At 61.7% G+C, this 18631-nt stretch carries 13 protein-coding genes and 1 tRNA gene; 8 read left to right on the top strand and 6 right to left on the bottom strand.

Annotated elements, in window-relative coordinates; translation table 11 throughout:
• The first annotated feature begins 69 nt into the window (after window positions 1-69).
• A complete protein-coding gene (locus tag ORK51_RS00825; protein ID WP_266083468.1) occupies window positions 70-3261 on the top strand; it encodes a hybrid sensor histidine kinase/response regulator in 3192 nt (1063 codons plus the stop codon).
• 28 nt (window positions 3262-3289) lie between these two features.
• Window positions 3290-3931 (top strand): response regulator, encoded by a 642-nt coding sequence (locus ORK51_RS00830; protein ID WP_266083470.1) that lies wholly within the window; start codon window positions 3290-3292, stop codon window positions 3929-3931.
• Between the two features lie 679 nt (window positions 3932-4610).
• Here ORK51_RS00830 and ORK51_RS00835 read toward each other — a convergent pair.
• On the bottom strand, window positions 4611-4895 hold the full coding sequence (locus ORK51_RS00835) for a DUF927 domain-containing protein (protein ID WP_323053913.1): 285 nt from the start codon (window positions 4893-4895) through the stop codon (window positions 4611-4613).
• Window positions 4896-5615: 720 nt separating this feature from the next.
• On the opposite strand from ORK51_RS00835, the gene ORK51_RS00840 reads away from it, so the two are divergent.
• Window positions 5616-6239 (top strand): hypothetical protein, encoded by a 624-nt coding sequence (locus ORK51_RS00840; RefSeq protein WP_266083473.1) that lies wholly within the window; start codon window positions 5616-5618, stop codon window positions 6237-6239.
• Between the two features lie 1066 nt (window positions 6240-7305).
• Window positions 7306-9366, top strand: coding sequence for a hypothetical protein (locus ORK51_RS00845; RefSeq protein ID WP_266083475.1), 2061 nt, complete (start codon window positions 7306-7308; stop codon window positions 9364-9366).
• A 52-nt stretch (window positions 9367-9418) separates the two neighbouring features.
• On the opposite strand, the gene ORK51_RS00850 is transcribed toward ORK51_RS00845, so the two are convergent.
• The 4 genes from ORK51_RS00850 to ORK51_RS00865 all read right to left on the bottom strand — a co-directional run bounded on the left by ORK51_RS00850 (window position 9419) and on the right by ORK51_RS00865 (window position 13722).
• The gene (locus tag ORK51_RS00850) at window positions 9419-10948 is read right to left on the bottom strand and encodes a hypothetical protein (protein ID WP_266083477.1); all 1530 of its coding nucleotides are present in this window, start codon (window positions 10946-10948) and stop codon (window positions 9419-9421) included.
• Window positions 10949-11238: 290 nt separating this feature from the next.
• Entirely contained in the window at window positions 11239-11985 is a 747-nt protein-coding gene (locus ORK51_RS00855; protein WP_266083478.1) for a hypothetical protein, read from the bottom strand.
• A 70-nt stretch (window positions 11986-12055) separates the two neighbouring features.
• Complete coding sequence (locus tag ORK51_RS00860; RefSeq protein WP_266083480.1) at window positions 12056-13528, bottom strand: DUF927 domain-containing protein; 1473 nt, start codon at window positions 13526-13528, stop codon at window positions 12056-12058.
• 117 nt (window positions 13529-13645) lie between these two features.
• A tRNA-Arg gene (locus ORK51_RS00865) sits at window positions 13646-13722 on the bottom strand.
• 158 nt (window positions 13723-13880) lie between these two features.
• On the opposite strand from ORK51_RS00865, the gene ubiA reads away from it, so the two are divergent.
• The 3 genes from ubiA to ORK51_RS00880 all read left to right on the top strand — a co-directional run bounded on the left by ubiA (window position 13881) and on the right by ORK51_RS00880 (window position 16732).
• Window positions 13881-14774, top strand: a complete 894-nt coding sequence (gene ubiA, locus ORK51_RS00870) for a 4-hydroxybenzoate octaprenyltransferase (protein ID WP_266083482.1) — start codon at window positions 13881-13883, stop codon at window positions 14772-14774.
• 155 nt (window positions 14775-14929) lie between these two features.
• Window positions 14930-16321, top strand: coding sequence for a short-chain fatty acid transporter (locus tag ORK51_RS00875; protein ID WP_421680904.1), 1392 nt, complete (start codon window positions 14930-14932; stop codon window positions 16319-16321).
• A 267-nt stretch (window positions 16322-16588) separates the two neighbouring features.
• Window positions 16589-16732 (top strand): hypothetical protein, encoded by a 144-nt coding sequence (locus ORK51_RS00880; protein ID WP_019185247.1) that lies wholly within the window; start codon window positions 16589-16591, stop codon window positions 16730-16732.
• 64 nt (window positions 16733-16796) lie between these two features.
• Here the strand turns inward: ORK51_RS00880 and ORK51_RS00885 are convergent, their stop codons facing one another.
• Window positions 16797-17468, bottom strand: a complete 672-nt coding sequence (locus ORK51_RS00885; protein WP_266083841.1) for a VOC family protein — start codon at window positions 17466-17468, stop codon at window positions 16797-16799.
• 196 nt (window positions 17469-17664) lie between these two features.
• Between ORK51_RS00885 and ORK51_RS00890 the strand changes: the two genes are divergently transcribed.
• The gene (locus tag ORK51_RS00890) at window positions 17665-18615 is read left to right on the top strand and encodes a glutathione S-transferase family protein (protein WP_266083486.1); all 951 of its coding nucleotides are present in this window, start codon (window positions 17665-17667) and stop codon (window positions 18613-18615) included.
• The last annotated feature ends 16 nt before the right edge of the window (window positions 18616-18631 follow it).

Consider the following 18631-nt stretch of genomic DNA (forward strand, 5'->3'; position numbering starts at 1 on the left):
TAGTGGTATGACAAGCCCGCGGTCGAGAGACCGCGGGCTTTTTCCTTTGTGTTGCGATGGATTATTCTTATGCTAGACGCCTACGTCTGGCCCGAAGAGAGCTGCATGCCCAACGAGGCATCCCCTGTCCGACTGCTCGCTCGCCGCTCGCTATGGCTCCACTGTCTTTTGATTGGAACGATCGTCCTGGCTACGGTGCAAGCGGGGCTGGTGCTGTCGAGCTCGCTTCAACTGTTGCGTGAAGAGCAGCAGAAAATCGATTTTCACTTCCGTCGGCTGACCGGAGCACTGGACGAGCAGGAGCGCTTCATGGCGAGCTGGCAAAGCCGCCAGGCCAGCGCGGTCGATCCTGCAGGCTACGGTGGAGGCTTCCTCGACCCAAGGCCCAACCCTGCTGCGCTCTCCCCTTTTTCGGTGGCCGGCGGCGACGCCCCGGCGGACGCGGCCACGCTCGCGCTGGGTACGGCCTTTTCGCATGCCTATGGCGCGTTCTGGTCCGGATCCCGCTACCCCTCACCGCGTTGTCTGCTGCTCGATGGAAGCGGAAAGGTGGCCGTGCTGGTACCGCATGCGCTCTCCCCAGGCCGAGCGGGTCAGGATCTGGACCCCGCCCTTCATCGAATGATGGGCATCATTCACGCGCAAAGTACCGCCGCAAGCACGCAGACCCGCGGTCTGGGCTGGTATCGGCGCGACCTCGCCGATGGCAGCCGTTGGCTGCTGGCGGTCATGCGCACGCCCCAGGACACATCGGACTGGGCCAGTAGTGGCGCACCTGCCATCTCGTGCATGCTCGATGTTGCCCGGATCGATGATCATCAGCAGGTGCTGGGCGAGCCGATCTTTGATCGCCTCTCGATCATCGCCCCCGACGGGCAGCTTCTATACGGCCCGGAGGTGCCCCGCCAGGGTGTGCAGAACAGGGACTACACCCGCAGCGGCGCAATCTATCGAATGCGCAATGCCGATGGCTGGCAGGCGGTCTACCAGATCGATTGGACGCGGCTGCTTGATCACCAGCGCGGCCCGTTGATAGCCAGTGTGATCGCCGCACTCCTGCTGGCCCTTGGTGGCGTGCTTGCCCTGCGCAGCTACCGCCGCTCGGTGCTTGTGCCGCTGCGCAGCAACCAGGAGCGTCTGCTGGAAAGCGAGGCATTCAGCCGGACAGTGCTGGAAGCTGCACCCATCGGATTGTGCCTCCTTCGCAGCAGCGATGGCACCGTGGTGCTGGAAAACGCGCTCGCCCGGGCTTGGCTTGGTGACCAGCACGATGCCCCCGGCTGGGCGGGCGCGTGGCGGGGTGAAATTCTGGGGCAGGCGCAGCATGGTCGCACCCTTCCCTACAAGACGCCCGACGGCCGCCACCTGCTGGTCAGTGCTACCCAGGCGCGCTATCGCGGTGAGCCGGTCACCTTGTGCCTTTTCATCGACCTCACTGCCCAGCACGAGGCTGAGCAGGTCCTGCAGCGGGCGCGTCAGGACGCTGAACAGGCCAACCAGGCCAAGAGCCTGTTCCTTGCCACGATGAGCCACGAAATCCGCACGCCGCTGTATGGCGTGCTGGGCACGCTGGAACTGCTGGGGCTGACCGGATTAAGCGCTCAGCAGAAGGACTACCTCGGTACGATCCAGCGCTCTTCGTCCACGCTCATGCAATTGATCAACGACATTCTGGATGTGTCAAAGGCGGAAGCCGGGCAGCTGCTGCTGGAGCCGGTACAGTTTTCAGCGACCGAACTCACCGAAGACGTGCTGCGCTCCTACGCCGCTTCGGCTGCTCGCAAACATCTGCAGCTGTACGCATGCATCGATGGGGACGTGCCGGAGCAGGTCAATGGCGACGCGGCACGCATTCGCCAGGTTCTCAGCAACCTGATCAGCAACGCGATCAAATTTACCGAAGCGGGCCGTGTGGTGGTGAGGCTGCACCTGCAGTCAACACCAGTGCCGGGCAACACGGTGCAGGTGGGCTGGCAGGTCGCCGACACCGGCATCGGCATCCAGGAGCATCATCAAGCCCATTTGTTCGAGGCCTTCTACCAGGCCAATCCAGGCGCTGATGCGCAGCGGGGCACAGGGTTGGGGCTGGCGATCAGCGCGCAACTGGTCGCGCTGATGGGCGGCGAGCTGCGGGTGGTCAGTGACACCGGCCTGGGCAGCAGTTTCAGCTTCGAGCTGATGCTGGACACGCCCGACGGACCTGCTGTGCCACCACGGATGGACGGTACGCAGCAGCCGGTCTTCGTGCGTTCGCCGGCGCGCGAACTGGCGGAAAACCTGTGCGCGCGCCTGCGCCAGCGCGGATTCCTGGCGCAGATACTGCACCGCGCGCCCGAGCTGGATATTACCCCCGGCACGCCCCTGTTGGACGTGCCCCTGGATGCCGCGATCGGGGCATGGGACGGACCGCACGTGGTCGCGCGGAGCGGCGGGGGCGACCACCCGCAGCGACTGGACGACACCTGGCAGGTGTCCATGCATCGCATGGATGCCATGGTGGATGGTCTGCTACTGGCGTCCGGTCATGCATTGCAACGGTCAGCCGAACCGGCCGCCCCGGGCTTGCGGCTGCTGGGTCTCACCATCCTGGTGGCCGAAGACAATCCAATCAACCAGATGATCCTGCGCGAGCAGCTGGAGCAGATGGGCTGTCATGCCGTGGTGGCCGGTGATGGCGAAGAAGCCTTGGGATATTGGGCCCAGCGCAGCTTCGATGCGGTTGTGACCGACCTGAACATGCCGCATCTGGACGGCTATGCGCTCACCCAACGACTGCGCGCCCAAGGGGTGACGGTGCCGATCTTCGGCGCCACCGCCAACGCCGATCCTGCTGAACGAGAGCGCTGCCGGCGGGCGGGCATGGACGATTGTCTGGTCAAGCCGATCCGCTTGGACGATCTGTACCAATGCCTGTTGCCCGTGACCGGAGGCGGCGAGCCCGACCCCGACATTCTGGCGGTGTCACCGGCCATGCAGCCGTTTTTCCTGGCTACGATGCGCAGTGATATGGCTGACCTGCGTCTGGCCTTGGATGCCGGCGAGGCGCAACGGCTCAAACAGATGCTGCATCGGCTGCGTGGCGCGCTGGTGATGGTATCCGGCCAGGGCCTGGTCGACGAGGGACAGCTGATAGAGGATAAAATCGATGCCGGTGCCAGTGCGCAGGAGTGCGCCCCCGCGACGGATGCCTTCCTGGCCCGGTTGGATCGCGCGTTGGACCAGCTGCAGTCCGCATCCACCGCCGCGTCTGATCCATCGTGAACGCCCCAACCCGGCTGGAGACAGTGCCATGAAGACCAAGATCGTCATTGCCGATGACCACCCCATCGTGCTGGCCGGGATCGGCGAAGTGATCGACCGCGACCCGCGTTTCGAGGTCGTCGGCCAGGCGCAGGACCCGGCCGGGCTCGTCGATCTGGTGCAGCACCACATGCCTGACATTGTCATCACCGACTACAGTATGCCCGGTGACGACCGCCTGGGCGACGGCATCAAGCTGATTTCCTACTTGACGCGGAATTTTCCCGACACTCAGGTTCTGGTGCTCACGATGGTCGCCAGCCCATCGCTCGTGGCGGAGATGTATCGCGCCGGCGCCAACGGCGTGGTGCGCAAGAGCGGTGATCTGAAGGAGCTCAACACCGCCTTGACCAGTCTGCTTGCCCATCGCATATACCGCTCGCCCGAACTACCGCGCGAGGAGGCCGTTCCCGAGGCCGGTGAGGCCGCCTCGGCGGCCGCGCTGTCGCCACGCGAGTTCGAAGTGATCCGCCTGTTCGCCAGTGGCCGGAGCGTGGGCGACATCGCGCGCGCCCTCAACCGCAGCAGTAAGACCGTCAGTACGCAGAAGGTCAGCGCGATGCGCAAGCTGGGCACCCGTACCGACCAGGAACTGATGGTGTACTGCCTGGCATCGGATCTGTTCGGCTGAGCGAGTCGATAGGGCGGTGCCCGCATTTAAGAATCGTCTGATGTTGTTGCCAAAGCTCACTCCGTAGCCTGTCTCTGCTGGCTTCGCAGCGTCGCACTCCCCGTGTGCTGTGGATCCCAGCATGGTGGCAAGAACTGCAAAGTGCCTCCCCCGACTTGCCGCCGCCTCGCCGCTGCCTGCCTCCCAGCAGGCAGCGGCCCCATCCCCGCCGCTTTGTAGCGGTCGACGCGCCGCGCCGTGTCCGCAACGGGCCTTTCTGCGAGTTACCCACGGGACCGGAGTTGAACCACGTTGAACGGATTCCATGGATAGAAGTGCCAAGCTACGGGCGATGAAAAAGGAGCAATCAAGCTGGCCTGCGGCGCTGGGTGTGGCGTTCAACTGGTAACTGCCTTACGGCTTCCGGCCGCATATTCGCCAGCGCTTAACTCATAGCTACACCCACATCACGGTCGAGCCAGTGAAAGATCCTCTATGTCTGCTGTTTTCTATCCTCGCCTGCTGGCTTTGCATCTCAGTGACCGTTGGACTTTTCCTCGCCCGATGGATTCGAGTGAACAGAGTAAAAGTTCGTTCCAAAGTATCGATCGGTAAGATGCGTCGTTCCGAGCTACGCGATCTGCTTCTTTAAAGGCAGAGCAAGCGCCGATATGTGTTGCTTTGGTCGGACCAAGAGCAATCAGGTTGGACTATTGTGGATCCTGCGCGCATCGAAGACGAAGAGGCTGACAGTAACGAGTCCAGGTATCCGCACAACCTGGGAGAGGCGGCCATCATTCCCGGGCTTTAGCCAACCGGAATCAGCGTGGCTTCGTTGTGCAGCACCTCCACGCCCTCCAGCCCATTCATTGGCCGCGCTGCGCCACACGCGTGCGTACTCGGGCGGGCCAACGAGGCTTGCGGCAACGCGCAGCGCCGTAGGTTTGGCACTGCTGCTGCCAACCACGATATGGCAGCCCCCCACCAGTTGCGCCGGTGAAGCGCAGCAGAGGCCCGGCGAACATCGCGGCCATGGTCAGCACCAGCCGAGAGTTGCCCCCGGCATCGGCTGGCCACCTCGCGTTGCCAGTGTGACAGCGAGCCCACGGCGGCGTAGTGGTGCTGCAGACCGCCAGCAGTTACTCACTGCTACCGTAGCTCTCGCCGTTGGGCAGAACGTAGCTGCTGCCTGCGAGCTCGGCACGGCCACATTGCGGGCGCGGCCGTCAATGCGCTCTTGAATGATGCAGGCCAGTACGTTGCATCGTGTGGCGATGGGCGGAGATTTCCACACCGCGGCCAGCTGGCGTACGAACGCGCGCGGGTCGCCCTCCGCATTTCCTCGGGGACGGAAATAGACATAAAAAGGCCGACATCCTTGATTTCAAAGGAAGATTGGGCCTTCATAGGACGCTGTTGGACGTTCAGATGGTGCGCCCGGAGGGATTCGCATTTCGGTTGCAACATATTGATAGTAAAAGTTTATATGTGAATAGGACTAGTCGGGTACCGCCAAAGTTACCGCCACTGAATCTGGTGGTATGGCAAGCGGGGTATGCTGAGGCTGGAAGCTCCACGTGCGCTGCGACCGTCCTATCGGCAAGAATTATGACGAGCTCCGCCGGGGTCCGTGTCAATCTGCGCTAGTCAGTCGGAGTCAAAGTGCGATCTAATAGCCGCTCCGGAGCGCCTACGGCAAGAGATTGTGGATCCCACCGAATTTGAGGCGCAAAAGCGCATCCAGTTCTACAGCCAGACAGTTAATGCCTGGCTGAACCTATCGCTTGAGTATGATAAGAGCCTTATAACTCTATCCACTGCTGGTATAGGCCTGATCGTCACGCTACTTACGACGGTTGGGGCGACGAGCTTGGCGGGCCTTTCGCTGTACGCGCTCGGTGTAGCTTCGTTTGGCATTGCCATTGTGTCCGTGCTCATTGCCTATGCGGAGAGCAAACGATATATAGAATCAATTATTTCGCGGGGGGAGAGCGGAGCTAGTAGTCGCCTCGCCAATCTGGACAAGGCGGCAGCGATTTCTTTTGGTGCCGGTGTTGTGATGCTCGCTGCGGCGGGCATTTCTGCTGGCGTGCATAGTTATCAGGCTAAAGGCAAAGATATGTCAAAGAAGGAAAAGACCAACGTCCAAGTGATCTTCGCTAACGACAGCGTCAACAGACTTGGATCCTTGGGGGTCGGTATGGAAAGTATGAGCCGGCTTGCGCTTCTCCAGCCTGCCAAGCCCGTCTTGTCGCCGGCTTCCACGGCCAGTACTAGCACGCAGGCGTCAAGCAGGCTGCCGCCGCCGCTGCCACCCCAAAAGAAGTGACGCGCGATGCCCCGATCGCAAGGGACGAGCCCCGGGCTCGTCCCTTTTTTTGCCATCAACGAATGTGCTGCTCATTGCAGCCTCGATGCTCGGACTCCGACGCGCGCACTTGCCCCCCTCCACGCCTGGGGGCTTTGCAGGGTGGTTTTTCTGCACCACCTGCACTCGGCCAAGCCTAGGCTGGGCAACGCTCTACGGCTGACCAGATTGGGGGCTGTCTACCTGCGGAACCCTGCACCCAAGGAGCAAACGCCGCGTGCTGAATTGGATTCGCATGTGACTAGCCAGGAGAAAGTTCACGCGGTGAGGAGATAGATGTCCAAGACTGTCCAACAAGCAACTCTTTACATCCAGAGCGTTTCAGGAACGCTGTGTATTGACTGTTGGCAACGGGCTTTCGGTAACAGCTCATCGTCGCTTTACCCGCAGCCGCCCGTGCTCAAAGCCTCCGCCTCATAAGAACTTCGGCCACATTTCTGCCCCTCGGAGAGCTTGTTCGTGTTCCGGACATGCTGGCACTTCTGGTAACAGTGGTAACACTGGTAACGAAAGGTATGAAAGCTATTGAAATTAGTCGCTTGTAAAGATGTGGCGTGCTGCTAGCGGCCGGTAACAAGTGATAACAGTGGTAACGCCGACGTAGCCATAACACCCTCTCAAGAGTCTGCGAAGGGCCTCGACTACCTCCGCTCGCGCTTCTCCCACTGATTGGTTGTTTCAGGAGCGACCCAACATCGACAAGTTAAGCGTGCCCTTCTGGTTGAATTGGGGTGTCGGGCGGTAGCGCAGTGTCGTTGCTACGTGGGCGCGGAGGTTTGTGCGCTCGGACGGAAGTACTCTGGGACACCGAATGCTAGAAGACCTTCGCTGGATCAGACTCGCTCCGCGTTAGGCTACGCCGCCATAAGCTGTCGATGAAACTAGAGGCCCTGTCTGACCGGTAGCGTAGTAGTGATTCTATCAGCGGAGACTACAAAACTTCGGACGCACTCAAAGTTCAAACGAAACTTGGTGAATTGTCACTCAACTCACTAGACTAAGGCTTACGCCACGGATGGAGGGCGAAATGGGCGTTTTCAACGACAATGTGCGCGGCGGCAGGGTCCCAGGGCCATTGCGGCGATCGTTTACTTCCGAAAAGTGGAACGCCGCTTTCGCGCGTGCTGCGACTAAAGATGAAGTCGATAGCTCGACGTATGAAGCTGGGTTGGCCGTCGGCGAAAAGCTAGATGCGATTCGAGCAATCCTGAAGCTGTCTTCTTCGCAGAAGATCACCGCGACGACCAAGCTTAGAGCGTTTGTTGCAATCTCCAACTATGACTTCTTCATAGCACGGGATAAGACCAAGGCCGCGCTGGCCGAATTTCAGGAACGGCGAAAGGCCATGTCCGATGAGCGCTATGCAATTGAGGAAATGGCGGCGATCAAACTCACCTTGCCCGGCGGATTCAACTGGAAGCCAGACGAAGTGGTGGAGGGCTTGGTTGATGGCATTGAGCTGCCGATCAAGGTCGTTCTGCAGGGCCGTCCAAGCCTCGCGGGGAATCCGTCCATGAATAAGGTGGAGTGGGCAGAAGCTGCGTTGGAATTGAACTTAGGGGTGTTGTACCGATTTACAGAGGACATATGGGATGACTGTTTGTGGAACGGCTATCGCATGCTCGATCAGGGCGGAGTGAAGCACTTTGTTCCGCGTGATATCGACGTACTTCGTGGCTACAGAATAGGCTTGGCCCGACGCTCATCGTTGGCCACGTCCTTTAATATCATGTCGTCCCAGTTCCAGCGTGAGCAGCTGGCGAAGGGAGGCCATTTCCTCATACGTGACGTATCAGCCATTGAGCGGCGCGGCAAGCGACAGACAATCAAGATTGCGAGAAAGGGACTATGCAGCCAGGTGATGCAGCACATGCAGGTACTACGTGCCCATGCCTCCGAGCCCTATTACGAGTCGCTGCTCAACGATAGATTGCCTTTGCTCAATGGATTGAGCCTTTCAATACTCCTTGACGCGTGGACAGTTCTCTCTTGTACAGCAAGCGTCATGCTGAAGGGGATTGGTCAGAAGCACGAGCAGGTTATTGGAGACAACAGGGTGAGGGTATGGATGCCTGGATATGTGCCGACCTTGCAAGTGGAAGCACTCGCGGATGCGCTAGAGACAGCTGCCGCAATCAAGAAGCCTGACGGTAGGAGGGTGATAGAGTTCTTCACCTACCGGGGGGAGCCTGGTCAGGAGATATGGGCACAGCCACTGGTGCCAGTCGGTTCCGAAACCGTAGCCCCCGTGTTTGCTGCCATAGTTTCCCCAAATCTTCGTAGATTGGTGGACGTGTGGATGCGGCAGGCGAATCTTGATTTAGAAAGGCGGGGTCCGGTATTCGAGCAGCATATCCGAGACGTCGTAGCCGAGGCCATTGCCGGATCGAAAATACTATCGAAGGTATCGATGTGCCTCGCTGCTGACTACACCTTCCGCCCCCTGAAAGGTCGAGCGGAGCAGATTGACCTAGTGTTCTCTATTGGCAATACGGTGTTCTTGGGTGAGGCCAAGTGCATCCTGGAGCCGACTGAAGCGAAGGGCATTGCCCTGCATAGGAAAACGGTTCTTGGCGCGGCTGGCCAGATTGCTCGCAAGGCTGCTGCCGTAGAGAACAACCGTGCCGACTTTGTGGCAGACATGGCTCGCGCAGGAATAAAGCTAAGCGATGACTTTAAGATACATTCGCTAGTCATCATCAGCACGGCCACCCACGTGGGCCTAGCCGCAATGGGTATACCCGTCGTTGATGAGTTCATTCTCGGACGATATCTGGCGGGAGAACTGGAAGACGTTGCATTTCAGCCTTCCGATCCGAGTTCGAGTAAGGTTTTTGAAACAGTCTTCTACTCAACTGCGACCGAGGCCGAGGAACGAGCACCGGCGTACTTTGCACGTCCCCAGCAGATGCAACGGTTCTTGGCGGGGGTGAAAGGACGAGTCGTGCCCGTACCTGCGGCAAGCGCCGAGGACTGGAGTGGCTTTTTCCACACTGTTGAGTGCGTTGCTGGGGGTGTTCCAATTGCTCTACAGCAAGAACCGGAACTGGACTGCGAAACCGCATTGGGTGCAACGGCGCCTACCTAGGCTTGGCTTCCGATTTTAGCAAGAAGCCTGTTGGAAAAATTTCGCGTCCGTTTTAGCCGATGGTGCCTGCATAAATCTTTCTGTAACGTGCCCCGGACACATTGCAGCACTTCTTGTTTTTTTTGAGTGAGCCGCACGGACACGGCTCATTGCGGGTATACCTTCGTGGAAGACTGATCTGAGCAGTGTTCGCACGTAGTGCCTGAACTGGCATGTCTGACAAGATACTCTCGGATGCCATCAGTTCGCGGGCTTCAGCGATTTGCTCAGCGCTGACAGGTCCTTCGTACTTTGCGTAAATCATAGTCTCCGAGCGAGTGCCTGTTTCGTCCTGAGTCTGAGCCCCAATGACGATGAGCTCGGTTAATCCTGGGAACTTGAGAGGAGCAACAGTGGCATAAGCATGCATCATGGCCAGTCGAAACTCACGGTACTTCTCGTAAGTCACCTTTTGACGCAGCCAAGGCACAAATACGAACAGGTATAAGCGTCCAGGTTGGCTCAAAGACACAGCTGCACGTGATGTGCGTATGCCCTCAGGTACGCTCTCGTACTTCTCGACGAACGCAGTTCCGAGACGGGCGCGGGAGGCCAGGTTCTCCGACGCGGCCACGCGAAGCGTCACTTCATGCATATCTAGAGGGGTATCATTAGCCTCACCAGTTTGAGCATTCAGTACAGCGGCGCTGAAGGGGTTGATCAGTTCATACCAGTCCCGCGCGCGTTGTCTCATGCGCGCCCTAACCTTATAGGCCGGCGAGTTGGCATAGGTCCGCCACTCTCCCTCTGGAATCGTAACTGATGCTCCTTCGACAAGCCGCCCCTGAGCAAACGGCAGCTGTCCAAATCCGCTCGGCAAGCTCTCTTGTAGGTAGAAGGCCAGCAGGTCTTCCTCCCCGGCGTACATCACCAGCCTGCCGCTACGCACGGCGGCTTCCTTTTCGGTGAGGTAGTGAATGAAGTCGCCGATAGTGCCAAGTTCCGATAGGAGCCGGTCGAGGCTTTCCTCATCTAAGACATGTACATAGGGCTTCTTCGGATCGAGGTCACCTACCATGAAGGGTCGCTTTCCCTCGACGACCTCAGGCACCCCAAACGCGTGCATCAAGGTTCCACTGCTGCCTGGTCCACCTATTTCGCAGAAGTAGTCGCGAGCCGGAGATACACTGTTCGCTGCTACAGCGACCAAATGGATTCGGGTACAACTTGATATCACCGGCAACGGAAATGGAACCTCGCAGCGGGCATCGAGGTAGACAGCGGGACTTGCCCCGCGAAGGTAGTGCGCCGCGCCCCAAAGTTGAATCGCTGATGCCACGACGGCCTCGCGATACCAACGGCTCCACGCAACGCCCACGTCTGGATGGGTCGGCCACGCGATATCCTTGTCAGAGAAAAGCACCATGTCGTCGCCGAAGATTACGGCAAGGTCTGCCAATTCCTTGGTAATGCCCCTTTTGGCAGGGCGAGTTAGGCCGGGATAGGACCAAAGTGAAAAGAACTGGTCGGACGCCAGTCTTGCCAGGTGGCGTTCGCGGCCGGTGACTCCCTCGTTTTGAGGAATAGGTTGCAGCACGGGCAATTCCCCTGATCCATTTATTCAACACCCTTGTAGCATTGAACGGCGGCCACAGTGCGGTGTTAGTACGCAACCTTACTAGATAGCAACCGGACAGGATGAATGAGTCTTGCTCGGGGGAGCTGAGCCTGGTATCCGAAGATCCTAATGCTAAATCCATTTGCAAAGAATAGAAGCTTTGTGGGGCGCGATTCCACCGCAGTGCGGCTGCCCAAAAGTCAAAGTAGAAAATTAGGTGCCACTACCCGCGCACTGCGCGGGCAAGGCGTCTGTGCTGATCTATGACTTGACTGTCAGGCTGCGTTCGAGCCGAACTCCTTCCTCAGCATTTCGCGCCGCGCTGGGCTGCGGACGATTTCCATGTCCACATCCCGCAAGTCGAGCTGCGGGAGCGCCAAGTAAGCGTCCACCTGGTCGTCCACTTGCGCGTCATCCAGGTGCCTACAGATGTGCCGGTTGATGCGCCAAAAAAATGGCCCCGCCAGCTCGTCAACGGTGTTTTTTTGAGCGGCGGGAAGACCGGAGTTCTCTGCTCTGCAAAACACTTCGAAGGCCAGCGCCAGGCTATCGGTTACCTCCATCAGCGTCTCGTCGTAAAGCTGCTGTGCTGCCTCCTGAATCACTGCACTCCTCAGGCTGATGCATTTCGATGCAAGATCCACCGCTTCAAGTTCGACACGCGGCACGTCCTTGGCAATCTCCTCTTCAAAGGAGCCGTATTCTTCCGCCAGCGAGAGCGCGGATCGCTCGGCCACGCGCAGCTTCTGGACCTCGCGCGTTAGTGTGCCATCCCCTTCGCGCAGCTTTTCCCGCCACTTCTCGCGCGCAGCATCCGCATCGGCCTGCGCTGCTTGACGTGCACGCTGCATGGTCTCGATCTTGCCCACTACGCCGCGCTTGACCTGCACGGCCTCGCCCAGCCTCTCGGCCAAATCACTCAAGCGTGCACGCTGCTCACTGTCCGCCACGACTGGTTGGCGTGGCTCGAGGCTCTGCTCCGTTTCGGCGTGCGACTTTGTAGCGGCTTGGTTCTCACTCATCTGGATTCTCCATTGGTATCAATTGAATGGCGCGCCAGCACTGTGCTGGCTGCTGGGTGTTGTTGTTGGGTTAAAGCAGGCTGTCGTGGACCTTGCGCGAGTCAAATACGAACAGACGGACTGCGCCCAGGCCGGGGATACGCACGACTGTGGACGCCCGGCCGTCGGTGCCCGGTTTGAGCCACCCGGCGTCCACCAACGCGCGCGCCGCCAGCCGTGCGTCGAAGCCTGCGCATAGCTCCCGGTTGAACGCTTCAGGAAGCACCATGTACTCGGTGACGCCCACCTCATCGAATCGCTTGAACCCAGCTCGATCGCGCACCGGCAGTCCTGCTTGTGGTGCACGGTATGCTTCGAGGCGGCTTTCCCCATGCGCCTCAAAGAAGGCGCGGATACGCGACAGCAGGGCATCGGTATCGGCGCTGCCCGAGCCGCCACGGCGTCTCAGCCAAGCTTGGAAGCACACGGCTACGCTAGAGGTGGCCTCACCCTTGGGCCAGCCGGTGAGCTTGTGGCGGCAACTGCTGGCCAACTCCCCGGCAAAGGCGACGATGGCAAAGCGCTCAGCGACCCGGCGCACCTCTCCTGACGCATCTTCGGGAACGTGGGTGGCCAGAAAGCGGTCGGTGGACTCGCGTAGCTGCGCGGTGAGGACCGGGCTGTTGGTGTGGGTCAGGTACTCCAGCCACAGCGGCCACGGCGCGCCGTAGGTGCGTGCGGCGGCATCCTTGAGGATTGCCGACAAGCCCGCCCCATCGTTGGCATCGTGCAGGCGCTCAAAGACGCCATGACCGGCTTCTGCCTCGGCCGGCACGTCAGCCGGACGCACTGACTGCCCGGCACGGGCCTGCTTGCCGACTTCGGCCATGTGTTGTGCCAAGCCGACCTCGCCGGCCGACAGGAGCATCACCCGCCAGCGTGCTGTGGCCTTGGCATCGCCCGCCCGGTTGGCCCGGCTCTTGCCATTGCCGTTGGCAAGCAGATAGGCGGCATCACCGGCCTGCTTGGGGTCGATCTGCGCCAGCTCGTCCAGAATCAGCGTGGCATCGTTGTGCAGCACCGCCACGCCTTCCAGCCCGTTAGCCGTGCTGCGCCATTCGCGTGCGTGTTCGGGCGGACCCACGACGCTGGCAGCAACGCGCAGCGCGGTGGTCTTACCACTGCTGCTACCGCCGACGATGTGGAAGCCCCCGCCGGTGGCTCCGGTGAACCGCAGCAGCGGCCCGGCGAACATCGTGGCCACTGCCAGCACCAGCCGGGAATTGCCCCGGCACCGGCTGCCCACCTCGCACCGCCAGTCGGCCAGCGAGCCCACGGCGGCGTAGTGGTGCTGCAGACCGCCGCTGTGCTGATAGACCAGCAGTTCTTCACTGCTGTCGTAGCTCTCGCCACTGGGCAGCACGTAGCTGCTGACATGCCAGCTCGGCACGGCTACATTGCGGGCGCGGGCGTCGATGCGCTCCTGAATGATGTAGGCCAGCAGCCGCTGCATCGTGTTGCGATGGGCAGGCATCTCCACACCGCCTGCGGCCAGCTGGCGCACGAACTCACGTGGGTCGCGCCGGCATTTCAGCAGGGACGCTAACAGGCACAAAAAAGGCCGACATCCTCGATTCGAAAGGAAAATTCGGCCTTCATAAGACGGTGTAAGACGTTCAGATGGTGCGCCCGGAGGGATTCGAACCCCCGACCAATGGCTTCGGAAGCCACTACTCTATCCGGCTGAGCTACGAGCGCGTTGTATCCTGCATCCCGCCGGGCCGCCTGATGGGGCCACGGACCGCCGAAGCGGCGCGGGAGGAGCATTCTATCCGTAAACGCCGCGCAGGTCTGCCCCCTGCATCGATGCACCGGGCGACGGCGCGCCCGGCCAGCCCAGGCGGTATCCTTTACCGATGGCTTACGAACGTTTTGAAGCGCCCGAGGCGGCGCCCCCGTCGCGCTGGCGGCACTACTGGAAGTTGATGCGCGCCGACCGCCCGATCGGCACCCTGCTGCTGCTCTGGCCCACCTGGTGGGCGCTGTGGCTGGCCTCCGGCGGGCTGCCCCCGCTGTGGACGCTGTTCGTGTTCACCGCCGGCGTCTGGCTGACCCGCTCGGCCGGCTGCGTGATCAACGATTACGCCGACCGCTGGCTGGACCCGCACGTCAAGCGCACCAAGGACCGCCCGCTGGCCAGCGGCGCCGTCTCCGGCCGCGAGGCGCTGGCCCTGTTCGCCGGGCTGATGATCGTCGCCTTCGCGCTGGTGTTGACCCTGAACTGGCTCACCATCGGCATGAGCTTCATCGGCGTCTTCCTGGCCGCCAGCTACCCCTACCTGAAGCGCTACACCCACCTGCCGCAGGTGTACCTGGGCATGGCCTTCGGCTGGGGCATCCCGATGGCCTTCGCCGCGGTGCAGGGCGAGGTGCCGGTGATCGGCTGGCTGCTGTACGGCGCCAACATCCTGTGGTCCACCGCGTATGACACCTGGTACGCCATGGTCGACCGCGATGACGACCTGAAAATGGGCTCGCACTCCACCGCGATCCTGTTCGGCGATCTGGACCTGGTCATCCAGGGCATCCTCTATGCGCTGTTCCTGGGCGCGATGGCGCTGGTCGGTCTGCGCGCCGGGCTGGGGTTCTATTACGGCCTGGGCGTCGGCGTGGCCGCCGGGCTGATCGCCTACGAGTTCTGGATCGCCCGCAAGCGCGAGCGTGACCCGTGCTTCAAGGCCTTCCTGCACAACAACTGGGTCGGGGCGGCGCTGTTCGCTGGCATCGCGGTGTCGCTGGCACTGCGCTGAGCGGTCCACCCGACCAACGGTCGGGTGCTACCGGTAACGCGCACTACGACCATTAGGCGACTGACAGCGCCGTGGCCAGCGCCCAGAATCCCTCCCATCGAATGATCGGGGAGGGCGGGGCAATGAACACGTCGACGGTGGTACAGGACGGCTGGATGGCGCGCGCGGCCTTGCGCTCGGCCGCCTGGGCGGAAAAGTGGTTCCCTGATGCGTACGTGTTCGCGGTGCTCGGCGTGGTCATCGTCGCCGCCGCCGCGATGGGCTTCGGCGCCACCCCGCAGGCCACCGCCACGGCATTCGGCGAGGGCTTCTGGAGCCTGATCCCCTTCACCATGCAGATGGCCTTCGTGGTCATCGGCGGCTACGCCGTCGCTACCGCGCCGATCGTCGCGCGTTTCATCGATCTGCTGGCCCGCGTCCCCAGGACCGGCCGTGGCGCGGTGGTCTACGTCGGTCTGATCAGCATGCTCGCCTCGCTGCTCAGCTGGGGCTTTTCGCTGGTGTTCGGCGGCCTGCTGGTCCGCGCGCTGGCCCGCCGCGAAGCACTCCACATGGACTACCGCGCCGCCGGCGCCTCGGCGTACCTCGGCCTCGGCGCGGTCTGGGCGATGGGCCTGAGCTCCTCGGCCGCGCAGCTGCAGGCCAACCCGGCCAGCATGCCGCCCGGCCTGGTCGAGATCACCGGCGTGCTGCCCTTCACCGAAACCATCTTCCTGTGGCAGTCGATCGCGCTGACCGCCGCGCTGATCCTGGTCTCGCTGCTGATTGCCTGGCTGACCGCCCCCGGCGCCGCCTCCGCACGCACCGCCAAGGACTTCGAAGGCGCCGCCCGCGCCGAAGCCGAGCCGCTGCCGCCGCGCACCCGCCCCGGCGAGTGGCTCGAGTACAGCCCGCTGCTCACCGTGCTGCTCTCGCTGCTCGCGTTCGGCTGGCTGTTCGGCGAGTTCGCCAGCAAGCCGGTGGTGACCGCCATCGCCAACCTCAACACCTACAACTTCCTGTTCATCTCGCTTGGTCTGCTGCTGCACTGGCGCCCGCGCAGCTTCCTCAACGCCGTGGCCAAGGCCGTCCCCAGCACCACCGGCGTGCTGATCCAGTTCCCGCTGTATGGCGGCATCGCGATGATCCTTACCCACGCCACCGGCAGTGGCGATGAGACGCTCGCGCATCGGCTCTCCACCCTGTTCGTGCATATCGCCACCACCGACACCTTCGCGCTGGTGATGGGCGTGTACTCGGCCGTGCTCGGCTTCTTCGTCCCCTCCGGCGGCGGCAAGTGGATCATCGAAGCGCCGTACGTGATGCAGGCGGCCAACGAACTGAAGGCCCATCTGGGGTGGGCAGTACAGGTCTACAACGCGGCCGAGGCGCTGCCGAACCTGATCAACCCGTTCTGGATGCTGCCGCTGCTGGGCGTGCTCGGCCTGAAGGCGCGCGACATCGTCGGCTTCACCTTCATCCAGCTGCTGGTGCACATCCCGCTGGTGCTCGGCCTGCTGTGGCTGCTGGGCATGACGCTGACCTACGTGCCGCCGGTGATGCCGTGATCGTCATCTGCGCGTCATCTGCAGACGTTGGCTCAGCGATGCCCTGTTCAGTCGCACGACGAGGCATTCTGTGGGAAGCGGAATAAGGGAATTCGAACCGTTCATATGCGGGTCAACGCTTACTGCGACATGGGGTCTGCACTCGTTGAAAACGTTGGCGTGGAGACGTTGACGAATTCGTCTACAAACCCCCACACGTCGTTAACCTCGCGCTGCAGAGGATGGCCCGGACCGCGACATTCCGTTTGCGGCAACCGGAGAATCGAGATGGCTCAGCAGAACCAGCAGAACCCGAATCAGCGCGGTGAGCAGCAGGAAGGTGGTCGCGGCCAGCAGCAGCAACAGCAACAGGAACAGCAGCAGCGCAACCAGAACCAGCAGCAGGGCGGCCAGCAGGACGAGGAAGAGTGAACCCAGCCGGCTGTTGTGTGAACTGAAGCCCCGCTCCGGCGGGGCTTCGTTCGTCCGGGCCTGCTCAGGCCGAGCGCAGGTGCCAGCCCAGTGCTGCGTCTTCGACCATCGCGCCCGGTACCACGTCATGCAGCACCACGCGGATGCCGCGCGCATTCGGCAGCACCTTCTGCTCGGGGAACCAGCGGCGCGTGGCATCGACCACGATCAACAGGCCTTCGTCATCGCCGAGTGGTGCGAAGTGCGGCGTGGGCTGTGACAGCGGCGCCAGCCCGAAGGCGTTCTGTGCGTTTGCCTGCACTTCACCGACGTGTTCAGCGGGCAGGCCGACCTCGCTGATGCAGGTCATCTCGCTGCCGTGGAACCCGCCCTGGCACTCGCCCGCAGGCAAGCGTCGCCGCGCGATCAATTCCAGGATCAGGCCATCCGGCCCGGTGAAATAGATCGATTCGGAATCCCAGCGGCCATCGAAGGTGAAGTGGTCATGGCCTTTCTGATCGCGCTGCAGGGGGGCGCGTGCTTTGAGCCAGTCGGTGGCCGCCTCGAAGCGATTGGCGGGCACGTTGAACGCCAGGTGCACACCGCCGACCGGGTTCGATCCTGCGGGTTGCAGCTGCAGGGTGCTCCAGCCGATGCGCACGGCTGAGCCCTCGACCGGCAGCTGAAGTTCATCGCGGAAGTACGCCACGGTGGCGGCGACATCGGACACAGGGAGATCGATCTGATGGATGCGCATGGTTCGGGAGGCCTCGCGTAGATACGTCGACATTCTGCCGCAGATGCGTGTGCCTCTGCGATGAACGCGATGAAGCACATGCCGATTGCATGCGCCCATCACCAGGCAATGCAGGCGCATTTGCTACAACGTTGTTCCAGACGCCGAGATGCATCACCGGCTCACCACACACCACTATCAGAGGAGTACTCCCGCGATGGGCATGCTGGTCGATGGAACATGGCAGGAAGGCACGGCGGGTGCCGCCGATGAGGACGGTCATTTCAAGCGCGAGGAATCCACGTTCCGCGATTGGCTGAGCGCCGACGGCAGTGCTGGCCCGAATGGCGAGCCTGGCGTCAACGCGGCGCCTGGGCAGTTCCGCCTGTATGTGAGTCTCGCCTGCCCATGGGCCCACCGGACGTTGATCGTCCGTGCGCTGAAAGGCCTGCAGGATCTGGTGCCGGTCTCGGTGGTCAACTGGCACATGGGTGATCAGGGCTGGACGTTTGAGCCCGGCCCGCAGGTGACGCCGGAGCCTGAACGCGGTGCGCGCTATCTGCATGAACTGTACGCGGCCGCCAAGCCGGGAATGACCGGCAAGGTGACCGTGCCAGTGCTGTGGGATCGCGAGCGCGGGAGGATCGTCAGCAATGAATCGGCGGACATCATCCGCATGTTCAACACCGCCTATGACCAACTGGGTGCGAAGGCCGGTGACTTCTACCCGGTTGCGCTGCGTGCCGAGATCGATCAGGTGAACGAGCGTGTGTACGCGACCGTCAACAACGGTGTGTACAAAGCGGGCTTTGCGTCAACGCAGCAGGCGTACGAGGAGGCGGTTGGGCCGTTGTTCGAGACGCTCACCTGGTTGGACGAGCGCCTTCAGCAACGCGAGTGGCTGGTGGGCGATGCCATCACCGAAGCCGATATCCGTCTGTTCACTACGTTGATCCGCTTTGATCCGGTGTACTACGTGCACTTCAAGTGCAACGTGCGGCGCATTGCCGACTTCGCCGGCCTGCATGCGTTCGTGGCGCGGATGATGGCGATTCCCGAGGTGGCGGATACGGTGAATTTCCAGCACATCAAGCATCACTACTACCGAAGCCATCGGCATCTCAATCCGTCGGGGATCGTGCCGGTGGGGCCGGAACGGGCCTACTGAGGCGGCGTTCCGGGAA

This window comes from Stenotrophomonas sp. RIT-551 (assembly GCF_026241915.1).
Lineage (GTDB): Bacteria > Pseudomonadota > Gammaproteobacteria > Xanthomonadales > Xanthomonadaceae > Stenotrophomonas > Stenotrophomonas bentonitica_A.

What these genes read in the sequence shown, in the direction of transcription:
- ubiA (WP_266083482.1), top strand. Translation starts at nt 13,881, where the DNA reads ATGGCTTACGAACGTTTTGAAGCGCCCGAGGCGGCGCCCCCGTCGCGC.
- ORK51_RS00875 (WP_421680904.1), top strand. Translation starts at nt 14,930, where the DNA reads ATGGCGCGCGCGGCCTTGCGCTCGGCCGCCTGGGCGGAAAAGTGGTTC.
- ORK51_RS00880 (WP_019185247.1), top strand. Translation starts at nt 16,589, where the DNA reads ATGGCTCAGCAGAACCAGCAGAACCCGAATCAGCGCGGTGAGCAGCAG.
- ORK51_RS00890 (WP_266083486.1), top strand. Translation starts at nt 17,665, where the DNA reads ATGGGCATGCTGGTCGATGGAACATGGCAGGAAGGCACGGCGGGTGCC.
- ORK51_RS00855 (WP_266083478.1), bottom strand. Translation starts at nt 11,985, where the DNA reads ATGAGTGAGAACCAAGCCGCTACAAAGTCGCACGCCGAAACGGAGCAG.
- ORK51_RS00830 (WP_266083470.1), top strand. Translation starts at nt 3,290, where the DNA reads ATGAAGACCAAGATCGTCATTGCCGATGACCACCCCATCGTGCTGGCC.
- ORK51_RS00825 (WP_266083468.1), top strand. Translation starts at nt 70, where the DNA reads ATGCTAGACGCCTACGTCTGGCCCGAAGAGAGCTGCATGCCCAACGAG.
- ORK51_RS00885 (WP_266083841.1), bottom strand. Translation starts at nt 17,468, where the DNA reads ATGCGCATCCATCAGATCGATCTCCCTGTGTCCGATGTCGCCGCCACC.
- ORK51_RS00845 (WP_266083475.1), top strand. Translation starts at nt 7,306, where the DNA reads ATGGGCGTTTTCAACGACAATGTGCGCGGCGGCAGGGTCCCAGGGCCA.